The sequence below is a fragment of the Comamonas odontotermitis genome, from assembly GCF_020080045.1.
GTDB classification, from domain to species: Bacteria; Pseudomonadota; Gammaproteobacteria; order Burkholderiales; family Burkholderiaceae_C; genus Comamonas; species Comamonas odontotermitis.
The window spans coordinates 1,258,130-1,279,762 of the sequence record NZ_CP083451.1 but is presented as its reverse complement, the minus strand read 5'-3'; the positions used below and the strand labels follow the sequence as shown (position 1 = coordinate 1,279,762).

General features: G+C 63.1%; 21 protein-coding genes and 1 riboswitch. Of the genes, 11 read left to right on the top strand and 10 right to left on the bottom strand.

Annotated features, from left to right (window positions below):
* Positions 1-65 precede the first annotated feature (65 nt).
* Positions 66-1,040 carry a DMT family transporter gene (locus LAD35_RS05910; protein ID WP_224151788.1) on the bottom strand — a complete coding sequence of 325 codons (975 nt, stop codon included), beginning with the start codon at positions 1,038-1,040 and terminating at the stop codon, positions 66-68.
* A gap of 117 nt (positions 1,041-1,157) precedes the next feature.
* Between LAD35_RS05910 and LAD35_RS05905 the strand changes: the two genes are divergently transcribed.
* Complete coding sequence (locus LAD35_RS05905) at positions 1,158-2,108, top strand: LysR family transcriptional regulator (protein WP_224151787.1); 951 nt, start codon at positions 1,158-1,160, stop codon at positions 2,106-2,108.
* Positions 2,109-2,571: 463 nt separating this feature from the next.
* Here the strand turns inward: LAD35_RS05905 and LAD35_RS05900 are convergent, their stop codons facing one another.
* Complete coding sequence (locus LAD35_RS05900) at positions 2,572-2,808, bottom strand: hypothetical protein (RefSeq protein WP_184705877.1); 237 nt, start codon at positions 2,806-2,808, stop codon at positions 2,572-2,574.
* Positions 2,809-3,164: 356 nt separating this feature from the next.
* On the opposite strand from LAD35_RS05900, the gene LAD35_RS05895 reads away from it, so the two are divergent.
* Complete coding sequence (locus tag LAD35_RS05895; RefSeq protein WP_224151786.1) at positions 3,165-3,497, top strand: four-helix bundle copper-binding protein; 333 nt, start codon at positions 3,165-3,167, stop codon at positions 3,495-3,497.
* Positions 3,498-3,599: 102 nt separating this feature from the next.
* Here the strand turns inward: LAD35_RS05895 and tenA are convergent, their stop codons facing one another.
* Both tenA and LAD35_RS05885 read right to left on the bottom strand, forming a co-directional pair.
* A complete protein-coding gene (tenA, locus tag LAD35_RS05890) occupies positions 3,600-4,268 on the bottom strand; it encodes a thiaminase II (RefSeq protein ID WP_224151785.1) in 669 nt (222 codons plus the stop codon).
* Positions 4,269-4,357: 89 nt separating this feature from the next.
* Positions 4,358-5,293 carry a LysR family transcriptional regulator gene (locus LAD35_RS05885; RefSeq protein WP_224151784.1) on the bottom strand — a complete coding sequence of 312 codons (936 nt, stop codon included), beginning with the start codon at positions 5,291-5,293 and terminating at the stop codon, positions 4,358-4,360.
* Between the two features lie 282 nt (positions 5,294-5,575).
* On the opposite strand from LAD35_RS05885, the gene LAD35_RS05880 reads away from it, so the two are divergent.
* Together LAD35_RS05880 and LAD35_RS05875 are read left to right on the top strand one after the other, a co-directional pair.
* Positions 5,576-6,766 (top strand): acyl-CoA dehydrogenase, encoded by a 1,191-nt coding sequence (locus LAD35_RS05880; protein ID WP_224151783.1) that lies wholly within the window; start codon positions 5,576-5,578, stop codon positions 6,764-6,766.
* 325 nt (positions 6,767-7,091) lie between these two features.
* The gene (locus LAD35_RS05875) at positions 7,092-8,330 is read left to right on the top strand and encodes a CaiB/BaiF CoA transferase family protein (RefSeq protein ID WP_224151782.1); all 1,239 of its coding nucleotides are present in this window, start codon (positions 7,092-7,094) and stop codon (positions 8,328-8,330) included.
* A 104-nt stretch (positions 8,331-8,434) separates the two neighbouring features.
* On the opposite strand, the gene LAD35_RS05870 is transcribed toward LAD35_RS05875, so the two are convergent.
* Positions 8,435-9,226 (bottom strand): methylated-DNA--[protein]-cysteine S-methyltransferase, encoded by a 792-nt coding sequence (locus LAD35_RS05870; protein ID WP_224151781.1) that lies wholly within the window; start codon positions 9,224-9,226, stop codon positions 8,435-8,437.
* Positions 9,227-9,441: 215 nt separating this feature from the next.
* Between LAD35_RS05870 and LAD35_RS05865 the strand changes: the two genes are divergently transcribed.
* The 6 genes from LAD35_RS05865 (at position 9,442) to LAD35_RS05840 (ending at position 14,918) form a co-directional block, all read left to right on the top strand.
* Positions 9,442-9,915: a nucleoside deaminase gene (locus tag LAD35_RS05865; protein ID WP_396022773.1), complete on the top strand. Its 474-nt coding sequence runs from the start codon at positions 9,442-9,444 to the stop codon at positions 9,913-9,915.
* A gap of 6 nt (positions 9,916-9,921) precedes the next feature.
* On the top strand, positions 9,922-11,187 hold the full coding sequence (locus LAD35_RS05860; protein WP_224151780.1) for a cyanate transporter: 1,266 nt from the start codon (positions 9,922-9,924) through the stop codon (positions 11,185-11,187).
* Positions 11,188-11,289: 102 nt separating this feature from the next.
* Complete coding sequence (locus LAD35_RS05855) at positions 11,290-11,664, top strand: CidA/LrgA family protein (RefSeq protein ID WP_224151779.1); 375 nt, start codon at positions 11,290-11,292, stop codon at positions 11,662-11,664.
* Positions 11,657-12,382, top strand: a complete 726-nt coding sequence (locus LAD35_RS05850) for an LrgB family protein (protein ID WP_224151778.1) — start codon at positions 11,657-11,659, stop codon at positions 12,380-12,382. Before LAD35_RS05855 ends, LAD35_RS05850 begins: the two co-directional genes overlap by 8 nt.
* A 131-nt stretch (positions 12,383-12,513) precedes the next feature.
* Positions 12,514-14,124: an ArnT family glycosyltransferase gene (locus LAD35_RS05845; protein ID WP_224151777.1), complete on the top strand. Its 1,611-nt coding sequence runs from the start codon at positions 12,514-12,516 to the stop codon at positions 14,122-14,124.
* The gene (locus LAD35_RS05840) at positions 14,121-14,918 is read left to right on the top strand and encodes an alpha/beta fold hydrolase (RefSeq protein WP_224151776.1); all 798 of its coding nucleotides are present in this window, start codon (positions 14,121-14,123) and stop codon (positions 14,916-14,918) included. The genes LAD35_RS05845 and LAD35_RS05840 overlap by 4 nt, the downstream gene beginning before the upstream one ends.
* 77 nt (positions 14,919-14,995) lie before the next feature.
* On the opposite strand, the gene LAD35_RS05835 is transcribed toward LAD35_RS05840, so the two are convergent.
* Entirely contained in the window at positions 14,996-15,655 is a 660-nt protein-coding gene (locus tag LAD35_RS05835) for an NAD(P)-dependent oxidoreductase (RefSeq protein WP_224151775.1), read from the bottom strand.
* Between the two features lie 142 nt (positions 15,656-15,797).
* On the opposite strand from LAD35_RS05835, the gene LAD35_RS05830 reads away from it, so the two are divergent.
* Complete coding sequence (locus tag LAD35_RS05830; RefSeq protein ID WP_224151773.1) at positions 15,798-16,700, top strand: LysR family transcriptional regulator; 903 nt, start codon at positions 15,798-15,800, stop codon at positions 16,698-16,700.
* A gap of 56 nt (positions 16,701-16,756) precedes the next feature.
* Here LAD35_RS05830 and LAD35_RS05825 read toward each other — a convergent pair whose 3' ends face one another.
* The 4 genes from LAD35_RS05825 to LAD35_RS05810 all read right to left on the bottom strand — a co-directional run bounded on the left by LAD35_RS05825 (position 16,757) and on the right by LAD35_RS05810 (position 21,339).
* On the bottom strand, positions 16,757-17,953 hold the full coding sequence (locus LAD35_RS05825) for a sugar transporter (RefSeq protein ID WP_224151772.1): 1,197 nt from the start codon (positions 17,951-17,953) through the stop codon (positions 16,757-16,759).
* Between the two features lie 189 nt (positions 17,954-18,142).
* The gene (locus tag LAD35_RS05820; RefSeq protein ID WP_224151771.1) at positions 18,143-19,255 is read right to left on the bottom strand and encodes a sensor histidine kinase; all 1,113 of its coding nucleotides are present in this window, start codon (positions 19,253-19,255) and stop codon (positions 18,143-18,145) included.
* Positions 19,256-19,911: 656 nt separating this feature from the next.
* Positions 19,912-20,523, bottom strand: coding sequence for a heme-binding beta-barrel domain-containing protein (locus LAD35_RS05815; protein WP_224151770.1), 612 nt, complete (start codon positions 20,521-20,523; stop codon positions 19,912-19,914).
* A 291-nt stretch (positions 20,524-20,814) separates the two neighbouring features.
* A complete protein-coding gene (locus LAD35_RS05810) occupies positions 20,815-21,339 on the bottom strand; it encodes a 6,7-dimethyl-8-ribityllumazine synthase (protein ID WP_224151769.1) in 525 nt (174 codons plus the stop codon).
* Between the two features lie 95 nt (positions 21,340-21,434).
* Positions 21,435-21,602, bottom strand: a riboswitch (FMN riboswitch).
* Positions 21,603-21,633: the final 31 nt, after the last annotated feature.

Here is a 21,633-nt window from a genome sequence, read left to right as displayed (position 1 = left end):
CGACTGCGAAGAAAAGTAAATGCCGCATTGCAGCAAGCGCATGCCGCCAGTCTTGCCTCGGTGCTTCAGCGCTGTACGGCCCGCAATTCCTGCCAGCGATAGCCCACCACCGCCACCACGATCAGGCCCATGCCGAGCCACTGCGCAGGCGCCGGGTGCGTGCCGAACCACCACAGATCGACCAGCAGGGCCACGGCAGGATAGACAAAGCTCAGCATGGCGATGGCCGCAGCCCCCAGGCGCTGGAAGGCACCGTACATCAGTCCATACATGAGCGATGTGTGCACCAGCCCCACCACCAGCACGCAAGCCACGGTCTGCGTAAGCGGAACCCCTTCCGGCTGCTGCCAGCCCTGCAGCACCATGGCGGCCAGTGCCGGCGCCTGCCACAGCGCCAGCAGCGATCCACCCGCCAGCATCTGCACCATGGCAATCTGCGCCGGTGCGGTGTTCTTCACGCGCCGGGTGGTGATCACCGTCACCGTGTAGAGCGCTGCCGCCAGCAAGGCCAGCAACACCCCCCATATGGGCAGGCCTGCCGCTGCATGTGGGCCCGCCAGGGACGCATCGCTGCCCAGGCCACTGGTGAGCACCACGCCTGCCAGGGCCAGCAGCATCCACGGCCATTGGCGCCAGCGCAGCGCCTCGCCACCCAGTGCTGCCGCCAGCACCAGCAAGAACGGCTGCACATGGTAGACCACCGTGGCTACCGCAATGCCAACGTAGGCGTAGGCATGGAACAGCGCCACCCAGTTGCCCACCAGGGCCGCACCGCCTGCAGCCATCATCCAGAAGCCGCTCCGGCTGGGCGCTACCCACGCCTTGCGCCACCACAGCCATGCACCCAACCCCAGTGCACCCAGCAGACAGCGCAGCAGCACCACCAACTCCACCTGCAGGCCGCTTTCAATCACCACGAGACCAATGGTGCCCGAGAGCAGCATGGCGGCCACCATGCGCCAGGTGCCTCCGCCAGTTTTCGCCTGGGCTGAAGAGCCCCTCAATCCTGCCCCCGGAGAGACCGTACTTGAATGCGCCATCACCAACTCCTTGTCATTGCCATATGCGCATGGTCATGCATCAATGAAAAATCAACAATCCAATTTCATTTCAATTTATTATTGAATTTCAATCAATAAACTCAGCAAGCCTCTGCCATGACTCCCGACACGCTTCCGTTGGCCGATATGCAGGTATTCACACAGGTGGTGGCCCACCATAGCTTTGCCGGTGCGGCACGCCAACTGCGGCTCACCACCGGCGCGGTAAGCCGCAGTGTGGGACGGCTGGAATCGCAGTTGGGCGTCAAGCTGCTGCATCGCACCACGCGCTCGCTGTCGCTCACCGAAGTGGGTGCCGCCGTGCACGCCGACTGCCTGCAGATGCTGCAGAGCGCCGAGCTGGCCGTATCGCGCGCCGCAGCACACCGCGAGCAGCCCCAGGGCGTGCTGCGCATCAACGCGCCACTGGTGTTTGGCGACTGGTGGCTGGCTCCACTGCTGCCGGGCTTTTGCGCACGCTGGCCCGAGGTGCAGGTACAGGTGTCCATGACCGATGCCATGGCCGACCTGACCGCAGAGCGGCTGGATCTGGCCATCCGCATTGCTGCAGCCGATGCCCTGCCGCCCGGCATGGTGGCGCGGCCACTGGCGCGCATGGCCTATGTCCTGGTGGCGCACCCCGACTACCTGCGCAAGCACGCCCCCATCGCCACCCCGCAGGATTTGCTGGCCCACCGCTGCATGAGCCTGGGCTATGGCCTGTTCCAGAACACGGTGGAGATGGCCCCTTCCCAAGCGCCAGCCACACCCGCCACCAAAGTGCGGCTCAATACCCCCATCACCATCGCCAGCAGCCACGGCATGCTACGCGCGCTGCAGCAGGGGCCTGCTGCAGGCATTGCGTTGATGGCCGATTTTGTGGCGCGCAGCCACTTGGCCGATGGCAGCCTGGTGCAGGTGCTGCCCGATTGGCAACTCACCGGCGGCTATGCCCCGCGCATGGTCTACGCCGTCTATGCGCCAGGCCCGCACATCCCGCCCAAGCTACGTGCCATGCTGGACTATCTGCAGGAGCAGTGCACCCCGCTCGCTGAAAACGAGGTGTAAGCCGGTCTACACGCCCGTTGTCCCCATCTGGCGGGCACAATGCTGTGGAAAGCACTGTGCACAGCTGTAGATAAGCACAGCAAGTATTTGATAAAACATCAAAAATATGAAACAGCCCAAATTTTAAGCAACACGCGTTTTATCCGCGATCTGACCGGCTTTCGGTCGAAAATATGCCTGTTTTTGTAGCAGCCAGCGCGCACCGCATGGACTTTGCAGATCCTTTTTGCCCATCACGGGTGGACAAGTCACTCACCCGCCGCTTGTCCCCATCCACCGGGCACAATGCTGGGGAAAACACTGTGCACAGCTGTAGATAAGAGGCCCATCACCTTGATTTGCAATGGTTTAAATACAGGTGATGAAAAAAAGGGCAACCAGTGCGGTTGCCCTTTCAGCGACTGAGAAGATTCTTCCGGCCTCAGCCGGTACGCATTGCCTTTGCAGTGCGCCCGTACAGCCACTATTCAACACGGCGAATCTGCTGCAGGCCCAATGCCGTGATCGCCAGATCACCATCACGGCGATCCACCATGCCCCACTCGAACAGCCGCTTGGAGACATGGTCGTGCAGGGCGGTCGCTATCGAGATCACTTCGCCCAGCTCCAGCTTCTTGAGCAAGGCCAGTTCGTCGACGGTGGGCTCAAACACGGGAGCGTGGTAGACGGTGTCGGGCTTGACGGGATTGAGAGACAACATGGCAACTCCTTTTCTGGTTGCGATGCGTGTTTCGTAGGTCGTAGGCCTCGGATTCAGGTGACTTCGGGGTCTGCGCCATCGCGCATCTGGTGAGATAACGCCGCTAGCGTAGGCCCGCGCCATGGCCTGTTTTGTAGGCCAACACCGCCAACCGTGTCATCCACAAGCCGACATTGCACTGCTTTACCAAAGAGCGACAGAGTGTTTACACGGAGCCTCGCGCAAGCAGGGCCGGGCAGCGCCCGTGCCTCCTCCATCGATTGCCTGGCCAACTGGGCCCCATCACCTACACACACCTGTGGCAGGGCGGAGTACAACGAAAAGTACGCCACCCGCCCACCCAACAGGAGATTCCCATGACCCCTACCCCCAGCTACCAGGCCTGTATTGACGCCTGCAACGCCTGCGCCATCGCCTGCAATGCCTGCCTGGCCGGTTGCCTGCGCGAGGAAGACATTCAGATGATGACGCGCTGCATTGCGCTGGACATCGATTGCGCAGCCATCTGCCAACTGACGGCTTCTGCCATGGCCCGCAACAGCGAAATGGCCAGACACCTGGCCCGCGTATGCGGCGAGATCTGCCTGGCCTGCGCCAATGAATGCGTGCAGCACCACCACGACCACTGCCAGCGCTGCGCAGACGCGTGCAGACAGTGCGCCGCCGCCTGCGAGGCGGTAAACCGCTGAGCAAGCCCTTGGGGCAGGCTGCGTCTCATCGCTTCGAACTCATCCCAATTGCACTCCAACGCGGCTGCGTAGAGATCGGAAACACGTTCTAAGGATGCATCTTCAAGGGCGCGTCGGCCAACCGCCCAATTGGTAGGCGCTGTCCCAGAACATCCATTCCAGCTCCGCCGAATAGCGGTAGGCCTCTGCCATGCGCTGGTGCGTCGCACTGTCGGCGGCGTCGGCCACGCGGTCGATCGTGGCAATCACGCCGCGCACAATGGCGTGGAATTCATCGCCCGCATAGGTATCGATCCAGGCCTGGTACGGATTGCCCGGCATGGAGCGCGCATGGATGTCTCGCCCCACTTCGGCATAGATCCAGAAGCACGGTAACAAGCCAGCCAATGCGACGGGATAGCTTTCTGACCAGCTGTTGGCCACCAGAAAGCTCGCATAGTGGTGGCAGGCCGGAGTGAGCGGCGTGGCGGCAAACTCTTCGGCGGTGATGCCGAAGTCGCGCATGAAGCCGCTGTGCAGCTTGCGCTCCTCCACCACCGCCTCATTGGCCGCATTGGCAAACTGCACCACGCCTTCGGCGTTGTCGGCCTTGGCTGCCGCCACGGCCAGTGCCCGGCCATAGGCCACCAGATAGTGCGCATCCTGAATCATGTAATGGCGAAAGCGCTCGCGGCTCAGGGTACCTGCAGCCAGTTCGCGGTTGAAGGGCAGATCCAGCGTGCGCTGGTACAGGGCGTGGTTGGCTTGCCAAAGCGTTTGGCAGAAAGACATGGCAACTCCTGAAAGGTTTCTGTCGGTTTTCTTGGAAATGACCCGGGATTGTCGGCGATGGGCGCATGGCCTCTCTGCAAACACCGTATTCAGCCAGCTGCCCGACCCGCCAGCCAGCGCGCAAAGGCCTCCAGCGCCGCCCGCACCGGCGCTCCGTCGGTGGCCAGGGGCGTGATCAGGTAATAGGCCCGGCTGCCCCTGAGCGGCAGGTTGCAGGCCACCACCAGCTCACCCCGCGCAAGTTCGTCCTCGATCAGCATCGGCGGAATCAAGGCCACCCCCATGCCTTGCGCTGCTGCCACGGCCAACATGGAAAACAGCTCATAGCGCGGGCCGTCGAGCGCATGCGGCGCCTCCACGCCCACCTCGTCAAACCAGCTGCGCCAGCCATCCGGGCGTGTGCTTTGCTGCAGGAGCGGCAGCCGGGCCAGCACCTGGGGCGCAACCGGCTGGTACGCGCGGCCCCTGCCACGGTCAATGGCCGGCTCCAGCAGGCGCGGGCTGCAGACCGGAACGATGATCTCGTCCATCAGCCACGTAGCCTGCGTGCCCGGCCACTGCCTCGCCTGCTCGGGCGTGCCTGCGTAGATGGCCGCGTCCACCTGCCGCTCGGCAAATACAAAGGGACGGGTCTGCACATCGATATGCACCACCACGCCGGGGTGCAACTGCTGGAACTGCGGCAGCCGCGGCAGCAGCCAGCGCGTGGCAAAAGTGGGAACGGCGGCAATGCTGATGGCGCCCCCTGCGCCCTGGTGGGCCATGATGTCGAGCGTGCCACGCTCGATGCCCTGCAGCCATTGCGCCACCTGCTGGCTGTACTGGTGGCCTGCGGGTGTGAGCACCATGCCGTGGCGCGACCGCTTGAACAGCTGCACGCCCAGTTGCTCTTCCAGCGCAATGATCTGGCGCGAGACGGCGCTCTGCGTCAGTGCCAGTTCCTGCGCAGCGCGGGTATAGCTTTCGTGCCGGGCGGCAGCCTCAAAGCAGGCCAGTGCCTGGGTAGATGGAATCATTCGGCGCATAACTCAACCTTTTCCTCTGGCCTCACGGAGTTATTTCCCCTGTCCATCTTAAGTACTTTCCTTCTACCAACATACACCATCTCTACCAATTTGATAGCAAGCATGGTGTTCAGCCAATATTCATAAATGATCTTTCAGCATATCTGGATGATAAACAATCGTTTGCGTCACGGCACGTCCCCACCTACGATGGCGGCTGTACAGGAGTGGACGGGCACACGTTGCCCGCGCCTCCCCCCTACCCATTCAATACACATCCAAACGGATTCAAGGAGCACACACATGGCCAATTTCACCTGGGACGATCCCCTGCACCTGGACGAGCAACTGACCGAAGACGAGCGCATGATCCGCGACGCGGCACGCGCCTACTGCCGCGACAAGCTGGCACCCCGCGTGCAGGAAATGTTCCGCAAGGAATCGGTGGACACCAGCATCTTCCGCGAAATGGGTGAGCTGGGCCTGCTGGGCCCCACGATCCCCACCGAATACGGCGGCGCAGGCCTCAATTACGTGAGCTACGGCCTGGTGGCGCGCGAGATCGAGTACATCGATTCGGGCTACCGCTCGATGGCCTCCGTGCAGTCGTCGCTGGTGATGGTGCCGATCAACGAGTTCGGTACCGAAGCGCAGAAGCAGAAATACCTGCCCAAGCTGGCAACGGGTGAGTTCATCGGCTGCTTTGGCCTGACCGAGCCCGACCATGGCTCCGACCCTGGCAGCATGGCCACCCGCGCCTACAAGGTCGACGGCGGCTACAAGCTCAAGGGCAGCAAGATGTGGATCACCAACAGCCCCATTGCCGATGTGTTCGTGGTATGGGCCAAGGAAGTCTCCGAAGGCGGCGCCGTCGGCCAGATCCGTGGCTTCATCCTGGAAAAGGGCTGGAAGGGCCTGACCGCCCCCGCCATTCACGGCAAGGTGGGCCTGCGCGCATCGATCACCGGCGAGATCGTGATGGACGACGTCTTCGTGCCTGAAGAAAACGCCTTCCCCGAAGTGCGCGGCTTGAAGGGCCCGTTCACCTGCCTCAACAGCGCCCGCTTTGGCATTGCCTGGGGCGCGCTGGGCGCCGCCGAGTTCTGCTGGCACACCGCCCGCCAATACACCATGGACCGCAAGCAGTTTGGCCGCCCACTGGCTGCCAACCAGCTGATCCAGAAGAAGCTGGCCGACATGCAGACCGAAATCAGCCTGGGCCTGCAGGCCGCACTGCGTGTGGGCCGCATGAAGGACGAGCACCAGAACGTGATCGAGGTGACCTCGCTCATCAAGCGCAACAACTGCGGCAAGTCGCTGGACATTGCCCGCATGGCACGCGACATGATGGGTGGCAACGGCATCAGCGACGAATTCGGCGTGGCCCGCCATCTGGTGAACCTCGAAGTGGTGAACACCTATGAAGGCACCCACGATGTGCATGCACTCATCCTGGGCCGCGCGCAGACCGGCATTGCTGCATTCGCCAACTGAGGACGCATTCAGACCCACCCTGCCCGGCGTTACCCAATGGGTGGCATTTGATTGACTATATTTTCAATAACAATCAGCGCACACCCACGAAGCCCCAAGGGCCAAATTGATTGCAATTCATGACACACCCACCGCACAGCAGACCATGCCGTGGGTGGGTTGTCTGCCTTCTGCGCCCAGCGCTTTGCGATCCTTTAACCGGCCCCTTGCGGGATGCGAATGGTACAGACGCAAAGCTGGCCGTACCATCGGCAGGATTTGCTGAAAATTTCAGACCATAGCGCGCATCTGACAAGCGCTGCCAGCTATCAAATTTGGAGACACCATGACCCAACCCATTGCGCCGCTGGACGGCATCAAAGTTCTCGATCTCTCGCGCGTGCTGGCAGGCCCCTGGTGCGCCCAGATGCTGGGCGACCTGGGCGCCGATGTGATCAAGGTGGAACGACCCATTGCAGGCGACGACACACGCCACTGGGGTCCCCCGTACCTGCACACCGATGATGGCGAAAAGACCGACCAGGCCAGCTACTACACCTGCTGCAACCGCAACAAGCGCAGCATCACCATCGACATGGCCACGCCAGAAGGCCAGGCGCTGATCGTGGAGCTGGCCCGCGACGCCGACATCCTGGTGGAGAACTTCAAGGTAGGCGGCCTCAAGTCCTACGGGCTCGACTACGAAAGCCTCAAGAAGATCAACCCGCGCCTCATCTACTGCTCCGTCACCGGCTTTGGCCAGACCGGCCCCTACGCGCCGCGCGCAGGCTATGACCTGATGGTGCAGGCCATGAGCGGCATGATGAGCATCACCGGCCACCCTGATGGCGAGCCCGGCGGCGGCCCGCTGAAGGTGGGTGTGGCGGTGACCGACGTGTTCACCGGCATCTTCTCGTGCAGCTCCATTCTGGCGGCGCTGCATGCGCGCCACCGCACAGGCGAAGGCCAGCACATCGACATGGCACTGCTCGACGTGGGCATGTCCGTGCTTGCCAACCAGGCCGTGGGTTACCTCAATGCCAACGTCATCCCCGAGCGTGCGGGCAACATCCACCCCAGCGTGGGACCGTACCAGGATTTCCCCAGCAAGGACGGCAATGTGCTGCTGGCCATCGGCAACGACGGCCAGTTCGCCCGCTTCTGCGCCGCCACCGGCAACCCGGGCTGGGCGCAGGATGCGCGCTTTACCAAGAATTCAGACCGTATCATCAACCGCAAGGCCCTGGCAGAGCTGCTCTACCCGCTGATGAAGACCCGCACCACCGCCGAGTGGATCAAGCTGCTGGAAGACAAGGCCGTGCCCTGCGGCCCGATCAACAACATTGCCGAGGCCTTTGATGACGAGCAGGTCAAGGCGCGCGGCTTGCATGTGCAGACACCTCGCAACGCGGGTGATGGCATTGGCACCATCAGCACCGTGGCAAGCCCCATGCGCCTGACTGCTACCCCCCCCGTGGTGCGCCGCCCGCCACCCGCCATGGGCCAGCACACCGACGAGATTCTGGCCGAGATGGGCCGCAGCCAGGCGCAGATTGCCGAGTTGCGCGAGAGCGGCGTGGTGTAAGCCTTCTCCCCCCAAAAAAAGCCAAGAGCCGCGATTGCGGCTCTTGGCTTTTGAAGGCTTGAACTTTGGGCTTTGGGCTTCGGACTTTCCTGGTTTACCCGTCTTCAAAATAGCGGCAATGTCGCCCCGTCGCCCAGCGCAGCGCCTTCCCATTCCAACAGGCTGAGCTTGGTGCGCGTGCCGCCACTGGCCGAAAAGCCTCCCGATCCGCCCTGCGCCGCCAGAATGCGGTGACAAGGCACCACCGGTGCAAACGGATTGGCGCCCAGCGCCTGCCCCACGGCCCGCGCCAGGCCCCGGCCGCCGTTCGCGCTGCTGGCAGCTTCTTCAGTGCCGCTGCCAGCAGCGCGAACGGCGGCCAGCTCGCCATAGGTGCGGGTGTGGCCCGGCGCAATCGCCAATGCCAGCCGGTACACATGCCGGGCAAATTCGGGAACGCCATGCCAATCCAGCGGAATGTCGTCGAGCAGTGGAAGGCCGTTGGCAGCCCAGCGGCTGGAGCGAAACTGCGCACGCACATCCGGCAGCACCATGCCAGCCGCTGTCAGGCGCGGCTGGGCAAAGGCCCAATCCTCCCTGATGGCCGATGCGTCTCCAGCACCTTCGGCACGGCCCGCCATCAAAACCTGCACCCCTGCCACGGCCTGCAGTGCAGCCGGGCTCAGACTGCCTGCTGACAACGCCTGCCGCCAGCCCCCTGGGCGACGCCGGGTAGCGCTGTGCAGCACACGGTCGCGAGTGGTGTCGGGGGATGGGTCGGGCAGCATTACCGCCACCACGCCCCGCACGCCCCAGGCAATGGAGCACACACCCAACCGGGTGGTGAACAGGGCGTACCCCGTGCGGTCGGGCTGCCAGTTTTCATCGTCAGGAACAAGGCGAGTGGTGGGACGCATGCCTGCATCTTGCCGCTTTGCAGGGGCCTTGGCTAGCGCAGCTTGCAGAAAGCCTGCCGGAGACGGCGGTAAACACATCCTCACACCTCGGCCTTTGGGAGTGCGCCTCCCGGAGTGCGCACGCCAAAGGCAAAATGGAACATTGTAGAAAAATATTCAAAAAGTGGCTTCCTTGCTTTCGTTACAAGCGCCAATAGCTCACTAATTCATAGCAAATGACAAACCAGAATTCTGATGTGGCGCTGATGCGCCAGGCGGTTGATCTGGCCCACCGCAACCGCCTGGCTGGTGGCCGCCCCTTTGGCGCCATGCTGGCGCAGGACGGCGTGGTGATCGCCACGGGTGTTAATGAAATCATCGCCAGCCACGACCCAAGCACCCATGCCGAGCTGCAGGCCATCCGCGCCGGCACGCGTGCCCGTGGCAATCCCAGCCTGGCTGGCCTGAGCATTTACGCCAGCGGCCACCCCTGCCCCAAGTGCCTTGCCGCGCTGGTGGCAGGCAATGCCAAGCAAGTGTTCTTTGCGTTCGACAACGCCGATGCCGCGCCCTACAACCTGTCGAGCGAAGGCACCTACCAGCGCCTGGGTATCCAGCTGAACCCGCCACCGCTACCCATCACCCGCATCGACACCGGCATCTCCGCCGCCCAGCTGTATGGCGACAGCCCCTGGCCGCCGCAGGGCTGAGCGGCCATGTCGTCTCCGACCCAACCAGGCGCCCAGGCGGCGCCTGCCATCACACCTGCGCTCTGGCTGCTGACGGTGGTGCTCGTCACCCTCAATCTGCGCCCCTTTCTGACGGCCCCCGGCCCACTGGGCCACGCCATACAACAGGCCACCGGCATGGACTTGCGGGCCTTCTCCTGGCTCACCCTGCTTCCCATGGCCTTGATGGGCGTGGGAGGCTGGCTGGCACCCGCAGCCCTGCAGCGCCTGGGCGCACGCACGGCCGTCTGTGCATCGCTGCTGCTGATCGCCCTGGGTTGTGCGCTGCGCCTCATGCCAGCAGGCAACGCCACCACCATCGTGCTGATTGCCACTGCCGGCCTGTGCGGCGTGGGCGTCGCCCTGGTGCAAAGTGCCTTGCCGGGGCTGATCAAGCGCCAGTCGCCAGGCCACGTGGCGCCAATGATGGGCGTGTACTCTGCCGCGCTGATGGGTGGCGGCGCACTGGGCGCGCAGCTCTCGCCACTGGCCATGCAATGGGGCATGGGCTGGCAGGCGGCCATGGCCATCTGGGCGCTGCCCGTGCTGGCCGCATTGCCGCTCGCCTGGTGGGCGCTCACGCGCATTCAGCGCAGTACGCAGGCTCTGGCGCCTGCCGCGTCCGGCACCGTGCCCGCCAGCGATACCGGCTGGCTGATGCGACGGCCTCGCACCTGGCTGCTGCTGATCAGCTTTGGCCTGATGAATGGCGGCTATGCCTCGACGGTGGCCTGGCTCGCGCCCTTCTACCAGGGCCATGGCTGGTCGGCCGCGCAAAGTGGGTCGCTGCTGGCCATTCTCTCCATTGCGCAGGCTGCATCGGCTCTGGCCATGCCAGCGCTCGCTCGCCGCCATATCGACCGGCGCGGCTGGATGCTGGTGGCCCTGGCTGCGCAGGTCATCGGCTTTGCCGGCCTTGCGCTGTGGCCCGATGCCATGCCGACCGCCAACGCCATCATCCTGGGCGTGGGGCTGGGCGGCTGCTTTTCCCTCTTCATGGTGCTGGCACTCGACCATCTGCCCCGCCCCACCCAGGCGGGCGCCCTGAACGCGCTGATGCAAGGCGGCGGCTTTGTGCTGGCGGCACTGGCGCCGCTCGTGATGGCACAGCTGCACCATTGGAGTGGCAGCTGGACCAGCGGCTGGCTCTACCAGGCGGGCATGGCACTCGCCGTTGCGGTGCTGGCGCTGCGGTTTGCGCCGCAGCACTATGCAAAGGCCATGCAAGCCCCTGTGCAACCGCCCTCCTCCTGATTGCGGCGCTATGCTGCGCAATCAGGCAGATCTGCTTTGCGCTGCCGCCCGGCACATGGAACTGAACGGATTCAACTCTTCACTTTGAAAGGCTTTCTCCTTATGCAAGCACTGCAAGGAATGGCTTGGCTTCTTGTGCTCCAGCTCATCGGTGAAGCGCTGGCGCGCCTTCTGAACCTGCCGTTTCCCGGCCCGGTGGTCGGCATGCTGCTCCTGGTCGTGGCACTGCGTGCGCCCCTGGTGCGCGAGCCGGTGCAGGCCACGGCGCGCTTTCTGCTCTCGCACCTGTCGCTGCTGTTTGTTCCGGTGGGTGTAGGCGTCATCACCCACCTCGATCTGCTGCGCGACTACGGGCTCAAGCTGATGCTGGTGATTGCCCTGTCCACCTGGGCGGGCATGGCCGTCACCGTGCTGCTGGTGCGGGTGCTGATGCGCGACCAGTTCGCAGATGGGAAAAAGGAGTCCGGCGATGCCTGATTTCGTTCAGCTCTGGGTATACCTGTCGTCCGCGCCACTGTTCGGCCTGACGTCCACCCTCGTTGTCTATGCGCTGGCACAGGCCCTCTATGTGCGCTCCGGCCAGGCACCCTGGGCCAACCCCGTGCTGTGGTCGGTGGTGGTGCTGGGTTCTGCCCTGATGGTGACAGGCGTGTCCTACCCCACCTACTTTGCAGGCGCGCAATTCATCCACTTTCTGCTGGGGCCTGCCGTGGTGGCGCTGGGCTTTCCGCTGTGGGAGCGGCGCGCCGAACTGCAGCGCAGCTGGAGCCGCTTCCTAGTGGCAGCCCTGGCCGGGGGCGCTACCGCAGCCATTGTCGCGGTCGCCGCGGGCTGGGCCGTGGGCCTGTCTCCCGAGGTGCTGCGCTCGCTCGCGCCCAAATCGGTCACCGCACCAGTCGCCATGGGCGTTGCGGAGAAGATCGGAGGCGTTCCGGCGCTGGCCGCCGTGTTTGCCGTGCTGACCGGCCTCGTTGGCGCACTCTCGGCGCGGGCCCTGTTCAGGCTGCTGGGCGTGGGCACCAGTGATCTGGACTGGGTCGCGCGAGGTTTCTCCCTTGGAACCGCCTCGCACGGCATCGGCGCTGCGCGCGCCCTGCAGGTGAACGCCGACGCGGGCGCCTACGCAGGCCTTGCCCTGAGCCTGCAGGTGTTGCTGGCGGCGCTGCTGATGCCGCTTGTGGCTCGCTGGTTCTGAGAATCATTCGCTGCAGCGCATGCTTGGCAAGCGCAGTCCGCTATAAAAACAAGAGTTATTCAATGCCTGTACCAAGCCCGATATGATCAAGGCATCATGACGAGCTATCCGATGGTGACTGTATTTTGGCAATGAGCGCTTCTTCCGACACCACCGTGCAGGCACCCAGCCGGGCGCCCTGGCTCTGGATTACCGTGCTGGCGCTGCTGGTGATCATCACGCGGCTGTGGATGTCTTCTGCCGTCTCGTGGGACCAGAACGAGCAACTGGTCTGGTCGCAACGGCTGCGGCTGGGCTACGGGCCGCAGCCACCCCTCTATACCTGGCTGCAATGGGCCGTGAACCTCGCACTGGGGCCCACCACCTTGGCGGTGGTGCTGGTCAAGAACTCCCTGATCGCCCTGACCTTTGTGTTCATGCTGCTGGCGGCGCGCCAGGTGTTGCCGGAGCGCACGGCGTGGCTGGCGGCGGCTGGCCTGGCCTGGCTGCCGGGCATCGGCTGGCAGTTGCTGCGCGACCAGACCCACACCGTCATGCTGACTTGTGCGATTGCCTGCACCTGGTGGCTGGTGCTGCGCCATGTCCGCAATCCGCGTCCGCTTGGCTTTGTATGGATTGGTCTGGCCGTGGCCTGGGGGATTCTGTCCAAGTACAGCTACGCACTCGTCGCCGTCGCCCTGCTGGTTGCTGCACTGACCGTGCCAGCCCCGCGCCGCGCATTGCTGTCACGTGGCTTCTGGCTGGCGCCGCTGGTCACCCTCGCCCTCGTGGCTCCGCATGCCTGGTGGGTGCTGGAGCACTGGGACAAGGCCAGCGGCTCGACCCTCGATAAACTGCATCCCGCCGATACGCCCTCGCGCCTGCACGGGCTGGCCACCGGCGCAGGCGACCTGCTGGCCTTCTTGCTGCTGGCAGTGCTGCCCTGGCTGCTGATGGCGGCCTGTACGCTGGGGAAGTTCTGGAAGACACCCGCAGCACCAACCGCACCCACTCACAGCGAACGCCCCGGCACCCTGCCATGGATAGAGCCATTGCTGCGCCACTACGCGATCGTGGTGGTTGCGGTGCTGGCGTTGATGGTGCTGGCAGGAGCCTCCAAGTTCGATGGCCGCTGGATCCAGCCCTTGCTGCTGATGGCTCCGCTATGGGTGCTGTCGCGCTGGCCCCAGGCAGGCGACAACGAGAGGGATGCACGGCGCTATCTGGCTGCGTGCCTGGCCATGCTGGTGCTGATGTGCTCGATTGCCATGCTCGCGCCGCTGCGCGACGCCCAGCGAGGCAATGGCGACCGGCTGAACTGGCAACTGGACGCCATTGCAGCCAGCCTGCGCCAAGCAGGTTTCAATGGCCAAGGCATGATTCTGGCCGAGCACCACACCACAGGCGGCGTGCTGCACATGCTCTTTCCGCAGGCCAAAGTGGTGGTCTGCGACGCAGACGACCCCGGCTTTCACCTCGGATGCGCCTGGCGCAAAGCGGAGAAGGCCCGCGCGAAAGGCCTGCCCCTGCTGCAGGTATCGACCGAAACCCCCGCGCCCGACGCCTGGTGGTGGGCGGCCTGGCCGATCGGCAGCATGCCCGAACGCCGGGTCTACAACCTGCCTTACCGCTGGACCGACCCGGACCAGGCGCGCATGAAGCTCGAATTCATTGTCTATCCGGCTGCCCCCTCCGCCGCTGTCTCCAGTTCGGCCGCTGCACATCCTGCCCTGCATGCTTCTGCGCACAACCATCTGCAATGACGACCATCACCACCCAACAGCATTGGATGACCGTCCCTGAGGGGCGGCTTTTTGCGCAGTCATGGACGCCTTCTGACAATGCAGGCAGCGAAGGCAGCGCGCCCATCGTGATGCTGCATGAGTCGCTGGGCAGCGTCGCGCTGTGGCGGGATTTTCCGGCCCAGCTGGCACAGGCCACGGGCCGCCGGGTGGTGGCGTACGACCGGTTGGGCTTTGGCCAGTCCGTTGCCCGTCAGGGTCTGCCCGACCTCGATTTTGTGGCGCAAGAAGCCGCGCGGCACTTTCCTGCCGTGTGCGAACAGTTGCAACTGGCAAGCTATGTGCTGCTGGGCCACAGCGTGGGCGGCGGCATGGCGGTGGAAATCGCCGCGCGCGCCAGCAGCGAATGCCGGGCCGTGGTCACCATCGCCGCGCAGGCGTTGGTGGAGCCCCATACACTGGCAGGCATCCGCGAGGCACGCGCCCGGTTTCAGGAGGCAGAGCAACTGGCGCGACTGGCCAAATACCATGGCGACAAAGCGCGTTGGGTGGTGGACGCCTGGACGGAAACCTGGCTGAGCCCGGCCTTTGCCGACTGGTCACTCGACAACAGTCTGCCCCGACTCACCTGCCCGCTCCTGGCCCTGCACGGCGAGCTGGATGAATACGGCTCCACTGCCCAGCCCGCCCGCATCGCCCGGCTCGCTGGCGGTGGCGGGCTTTGCGAAATTCTGCCCGGTGCGCGCCACATGCCGCACCGCGAGATGCCTGAGCAAGTGCTCTCGCACATCACGCAGTTTCTGAAGAACATTTGAAACTACAAAAACAATAGCTGCTGGCGCTTTGCAGGAGAGCGCCAGCAGCTATTTTGCTGATTATCTGCCTGCAATCATCAGTAGGCCACGGTAAACCGCTGCTGCAGATGCGTGTTCTGCTCCAGCGCGTCCACTAGCGCCACCGCCAGATCCTGCACCGAGATATCGCCGCTCTGGCCGTCCGCCTGCATCAGCGGCTCGTCCCTGCCGGTGCGGTACTTACCCGTGCGGCCCTGTGCCTGCGCCGCAGACCCGCCATGAAAACCCACGGCAGGGCTGAGCATCGTCCAGTCCAGGCTGTGCTCCTTTTGCAGCTCGGTGTACATGTCACGCGCCGCACTGGCTCCCGGTTTGATGGCTGCAGGAAACTCGGGCGAATCCACCAGTTGCTGGCCGTTGACGAACAGGCTGCCTGCGCCGCCCACCACCAGATAGCGCCTGATGCCTGCGGCCTTGACGCCTTCCGCGATGGCGCGTGAGCCGCGCATGAAGTCGTCGTAGATATGCGGATTGGTCCAGCCCGCGTTGTAGGCGCTCAACACGGCGTCGCTGCCAGCCACCGCGCTTCTCACGGCCTGGGCGTCCATCACATCGGCCTGCACCACTTTCAGGTGCGGCTGCGCGGCGATTTTTTCGGGCTGACGCGCAAGCGCCACCACTTCGTGGCCGCGTTGCAGCAGCTCGTTCAATACGGCAGCGCCGACAAATCCGGTGGCGCCAATCAGTGCGACTTGCATGGTGAATTCCTTGGTCAAATTGAAGAGAAGGCGTCTGGTGCGCCTGTGATGTGCGTAGGCCTCTACTGTAGATTGCAGCCATTCATTTGATAATTCATCAATTTCTGCAATGATTGTTTAGCTATACTTCAAAATTACCCACATGGAAGACCTCAATCGCATGGCCGTGTTCGCCACCGTGGTGGAACAGGGCTCGATGAGCGCCGCCGCCCGCACGCTGGGCACGACGGCCTCGGCCGTGAGCCAGCACATCCGCCAGCTGGAAGCGCAATCGGGCCTGCCTCTGCTGCAGCGCACCACCCGCAAGCACAGCCTGACCGAGGCAGGGCAGCGCTTCTATGCGCAGTGCGCCGTCATGCTGCAGGCGGCCCGCCAGGCCCGCGCAGAGCTGGAAGCCGAACGCGAAGAGCCGATTGGCGAACTGCGCATTGCCGCCGTGCTGGGCCTCGCCGCCCCCCTGGGCCGCGCGCTGGCCCCCCTGTTGCATGCCCACCCACAGCTGCGCCTGCAACTGCTGCTGGACGATGCGCACACCGATCTGGTCTCGGAGCGCATTGACCTGGCCGTGCGCCTGGGCAGCCTGCCTGACTCCACCTGGGTGGCTCGCCCCCTGGGCCGCCTGCCCTGGTGGATCTGCGCGGCGCCCAGCCTGCTGGCCCCGCAGGCCCAGTTGCCCGAGCATCCTCGGCAACTGGGGGCCCTGCCGTGGATCGTACGCAACACCGGCAAAGTCCTAGTGACCGAGTTGCGCCTGCAGCACCCTGCCACGGGAGCCACCGCGCAGTTGCACACCACGCCACGCATCATCTGCAACCAGCAACAAGGCCTGCAGCAGCTGTGCAGCGAAGGCCTGGGCCTGGCCAGGCTCTTTTCGCTGGACGTTGCCGAGCCCGTGGAGAGCGGCCAGTTGCTGCGTCTGCTGCCCGACTGGGACTGCGGTAGCCTGGACATCTGGGCCATCACGCCGCAGCGGCACGCCCTGCCGGCGCGCGTGCGCCTGGCACTGGCGGCGCTGCAGGCACACTTTGCGCCGCTGGCCATGTAATGCCCCTGTGCGCTACCGCGCAGGCCTTGCGGCGCGTCTTTCCATCAGGAGCTAGCTCAACGCTGCGGCTTTGGCGCAAAGGTACCCACCCAGTACCAACTGGCAAAAGCGCACCACAGCACCCCTGCCACGGCAATACCACCACCCACCGGCCCCAGGTACTGCAAGCCCCAGTGCGTGCCGATCTGGCTGCCGAGCAAGGCGCCAGCGCCAATCCCGACATTGAAAAGGCCCGAGAACAGCGACATGCCCACATCGGTGGCGTCCGAGGCGAGGCGCAGCACCTTGGCCTGCAGCGGCAGCACCATGCACAGCATGGACACACCCCACACTGCGCACACCGCATACAGTGCCAGCGACCATTGCGTGCTGGGCAGCAGCAACCACAGGCAGGCCGTCAGCACCGCCATGGCCACCAGCAGAAAACCGCGCGGCCAGCGCAGGCCCATGGCGCCGAACAGCACACTGCCCACAATGCCCATGCCGCCATACAGCAAGAGGACCCAGGTGGTGACGTCGTTGGACAGCCCCGCAACACGCTGGATCAAGGGCTCGATATAGCTGTACACGGTGAACTGCGCGGTCACCATCACAATCAGCAGCGCATAGGTGGCTGACAGGGCTGGGCGCTTGAACAGCATCGGAATGCTCCGGGCCGAACCTGCGTTTTCGCTGGGCAGCAGTGGCAGCAGACGCCACAGCACCAGCATCACTGCCAGGGCAACCAGGCCGATGCCGCCAAAGGTGGTGCGCCAGCCCAGAGCTTCGCCCACCACGCGGCCCAGCGGAATGCCGAGCACCATGGCCAGGGTCGTTCCCGTGGCCAGCAAGCCCAGCGCCTGGGGCTTCTTGCCCTCAGGTGCAATGCGCACGGCCAGCGACGCGGTGATGGACCAGAACACCGCATGCGCCAGTGCAATGCCCATGCGGCTTGCGAGCAGTACCGGGTAGTTCCAGGCAATGGCAGATACGCCGTGGCTGACAACGAACAAGGCAAACACGCCCATCAATAGCTTGCGGCGCTCGACATTCTTGGTCAGCAGCATGCAGGGCAAGGAAGTGAGGGCAACGATCCAGGCGTAGATGGTCAGCATCAGGCCGACGCGCTCGGTGGTCATGCCGTAGCTCGCGCCAATGTCGCTGAGCAGGCCCACTGGTACAAATTCGCTGGTATTGAAGACGAAGGCGCCCATGGCCAGGGCGATCACACCCAGCCAGGCTTGCTGGCGGGTCAGAGGAGAAGATTCAGTCATTGCAAAAGGGATCCGCCAACCTGCCTGCCTTGCGCGGCAGTCGCCCTTCCAAGGGCTACCTGGCGATGAAAAAGCCGCTGCGCCAAAGCGGAGAACGGCTCGCCAGTGTGCCAAAAAATGACCGCGGCACCCGTGGCGCGAACAAAAGCCCTCTTTGCCTCTCCAGCAAAACCGTCTGCGCTTACTCCATCAACCCCAGCGCAGAGGCAGGCAGACCGTGACGCGAAACCGCCGTCCCTCACCCACGGTTTCCGTGGTCAGTGCGGCCTTTTGAGGAAATTGCAGCGCAATACGCTCGCGCACATTTCTGAGGCCAATGCCTGTGCCATGGCTGATTCGACCCGTCAAAGGACAGAAGTCGTTTTCCACCACCAGTAGCAACTGATCTTCATCCGCGCGTGCGCTCACCGCAATCTCCACCGGCCCGGGCATGCTGCAGACACCGTGCTTGACCGCGTTTTCCACCAGAGGCTGCAACACCAGCGCTGGCACCAGCGTCTTTCCCAGTGAGGCAGGCACATTGATGCTCACCCGCATGCGGTCGGAAAACCGTTCCTGCTCGATATCCAAATACCGTTGCTGCATCGCAACCTCCTCCTCGAGAGGAATAGCCGCCGAAGGGTCCAGCGTGAGCGTGGCACGCAGATAGCTGGAAAGAGACAGCAGCATCGTCCGTGCCTGGTCCACCGCCCGCTCTTCCATCAATCCCGCCAGCGCGTTCATGGTGTTGAACAAGAAATGCGGGTTGATCTGGTAGCGCAGTGCGCGCATCTGGGCATTCATCGCCTCTTCGCGCCAGGCATGCATGCGCCGCTCGCGCTCCATCAGGTCGGCGCTGAACAGATACGCAACCAACAAGCAGCACCAGCCAAAGACCAGTGCTGAACCGTACAGCATGTTGTAGCTGAAATCGCTCAGGTCGAATGCAACCTGCTGCGATTCATAGACATTGAGGCTTTGATCCAGAAGACCAAAAATGCATGCGGCCCCCAGCGACAGTGCAACGGACTGGGCAGCCATGGAGCGAAGGCTGCGGCTCCTGCTCCACAGCAAGGCCAGCGAAACAGCCATGATCAGAACCGGAGCAAGGGCGAACAGCGTCATTCGGGCGGCAGTCAGCTCGTAACGCTCGCCCCCCAGAAAGCCACGCATCACCGTCGTGAGGAAAATGATGGCTACACAGTACCCGGCAGCCAGCCAGACACAGGCCCGCAGAATTCTGCGCCGCTCCCGACTCGGTCCCGTTGGAGCAGCCAAATGCAGTTTCTCGGGGCCATCTTCGGGAAAGGGCGAAAATCGCATGCGATGAGGCTCCTCGGGCCTGGGTGGCGCCTGTGGCGCCAACAATCGTGATGATGGCCATTATCCCAATCGGATCGCCTGCGCGCATGGCGCGGTTCTGCAGTTGCCTACTAAAAGTGCGTTCTTCCGCTTCTGCGCTATAGAGAGATGATTGACCCGGCCTCCATCGAATACCTGCCTGCAGCAGAAAGAGAATGCCATTGATGGCTGCTTCTTCGCTAACCCGCACGGTACGGGCATCGTTATCAGAGTGGAAGATGACTGGAATCAGGCAGGAGTCGTGGGGCCCCAGCTCGTGCGGCCGGACCACTCAGCCAGATGAACGCTTCCTCCTCCTCCCACAAAGGCCATTGGGCGCGTACCGACAGAATGGGCGGTGGGATGGTCACTGTCTATGCCGGGGCGCCGGCGAGAGCCTGCACGCAAGAATGGCCTGATTCATCTTCCCCAGCGGGAGTGGCCGTGCCTGCAACCAGGCCCGCCACGACCCGTCTGGATATGCCATTGCTACGTTGCGGGCCTCGCCTAGCCAGGGACGCGAAGCCGTTGGCACCAAACTATGTCGCAGGTTGGTATTGCCTGTGGCTTCGCACGGCACGAGCCGGCGCCTCTTCCCCAACGCATATCCGCGATTTGGCGGGTGGTGTGGACGGCTCTTATTGCTTCACGCGCTTGAGCGTATTGCTGTCCGAGTGGCTGAAGTCTTTGCCGTAAATGGTGGTTAATGTTACCTGGTTATATTTCATGTCATCGCCATTGACTGCCATTGACATATTAAACATACGGGTGGTGCCGTTGTTTTTCATGAATATGCTTTCGGCAATTGCCCGGTCGGTGCCGACTTCAAATTTATTCGGATCCTCCAACTTACCTTCCGCAGTAATGCAAACTGCGCGGGGTATGCAGTAGGAATGCAGAATGGTGTTGAACTTTTTATCCCAGATCCAATAACCCACCTGGTCATGGAATTTCTTTTTGTCCGATTTTCGGAATACTTCCTGGTGGTACTGAACGGTGACAAGGTCCTGCTCGCTGGCATTGGTGGCGCCTGCACCCGGCACAATGGAGATCCGCTCAAAGTAGGGGCTTACAGCGGGTGCGCCAATAGCACCCGTCGATTTTTGTGCTGGTGCCACGTCATTGCCTTTATCACCTTCCCAGATACCTACCATTTTCGCAAGCGGGCCCAGCGGATTTTCGTCGGCATGCGCAATACCTCCAGCAAGGCTGAGGCCAATAACTAAAATTTCTATATATTTACGATTCATCTTTCTCTTCCTGTAAAGTTTTATTATTGATTTATGCCATGCCATTGCCCATTGCGATGGATCAAATGGCAAAATTTCCTCAGGAAAAGAAATACAAAATTACGTCCCTTCATAATGGTGTGAAAAATCCCTGCTCGTGAATTTGCGGCAAAAGCAACACAACGTCAAACGGGCCCGTGATGGAAGACTGCATCCATCCTGCGCGCAGCCTGCAGATGCAGAAAAGCCCATTGCAGCGCTTGATTCACAAGCACGGCAATGGGCCTTTAAAAAACAGGCGCCGGATCCGGCTTACGCAGCCAGGCTGTGCAGAGGCTGCTGCCTGTGGGTTTGCTGGGTCTCCAGCGAACGGTGCAGTTGAACCGTTGCGTCGCAGGCGCGGGCCAGTTCCGTGCCCTTCTTGACGAAATGCTGATGGAAGAAGTCGTGGTGCTCTTGCGAGTCGTGGAAATCGCGCGGAGTCAGCACGGCCGAGAAAACGGGCACACCCGTATCCATCTGCACACGCATCAGGCCATCGATGACCGCTGTCGTCACAAATTCGTGACGATAGATGCCGCCGTTGACCACCAGGCCACAGGCCATCAGGCCCGCGTATTGGCCCGTCTGTGCAAGGCGCTTGAGCACGAGCGGAATCTCGAAGGCACCAGGTACATCGATGAGATCGATCTGGTCTTTTTGCCAGCCAAGCTCGGCCAGTTGGGCGACAGCCGCATCGCGCGCCTGGTGCACGATGTCGGCATGCCACTGCGCGCTGACAATGGCCAGCCGCTGAGCCTTGCCGATGGAATAGGAAATGGAGGACATCTGATTCATGGTGTGTATCCAATAAATTGACCTGAATCAGGGCACGCGAACGCAACACGCACCTGCACGGCCGCACAACGGCAATGCAGGCGCCATGGAGCGCACGCGATTCTCTTTCATCCGGACTGTAACCGTCGGCTCTGGCATCTCACCAGATCTGCTGACCCTGGTGACCATGCAGGCCACCAGGCGCTCGCGGGCTGCTGCAGTCCAGCAGGTTGCTGGCCACAGATACCGCCGGTGGGGAATTGCACCCCGCCCTGAGAATGTTGTTCATTCCGAAGAATGACACCGGCATTGTAG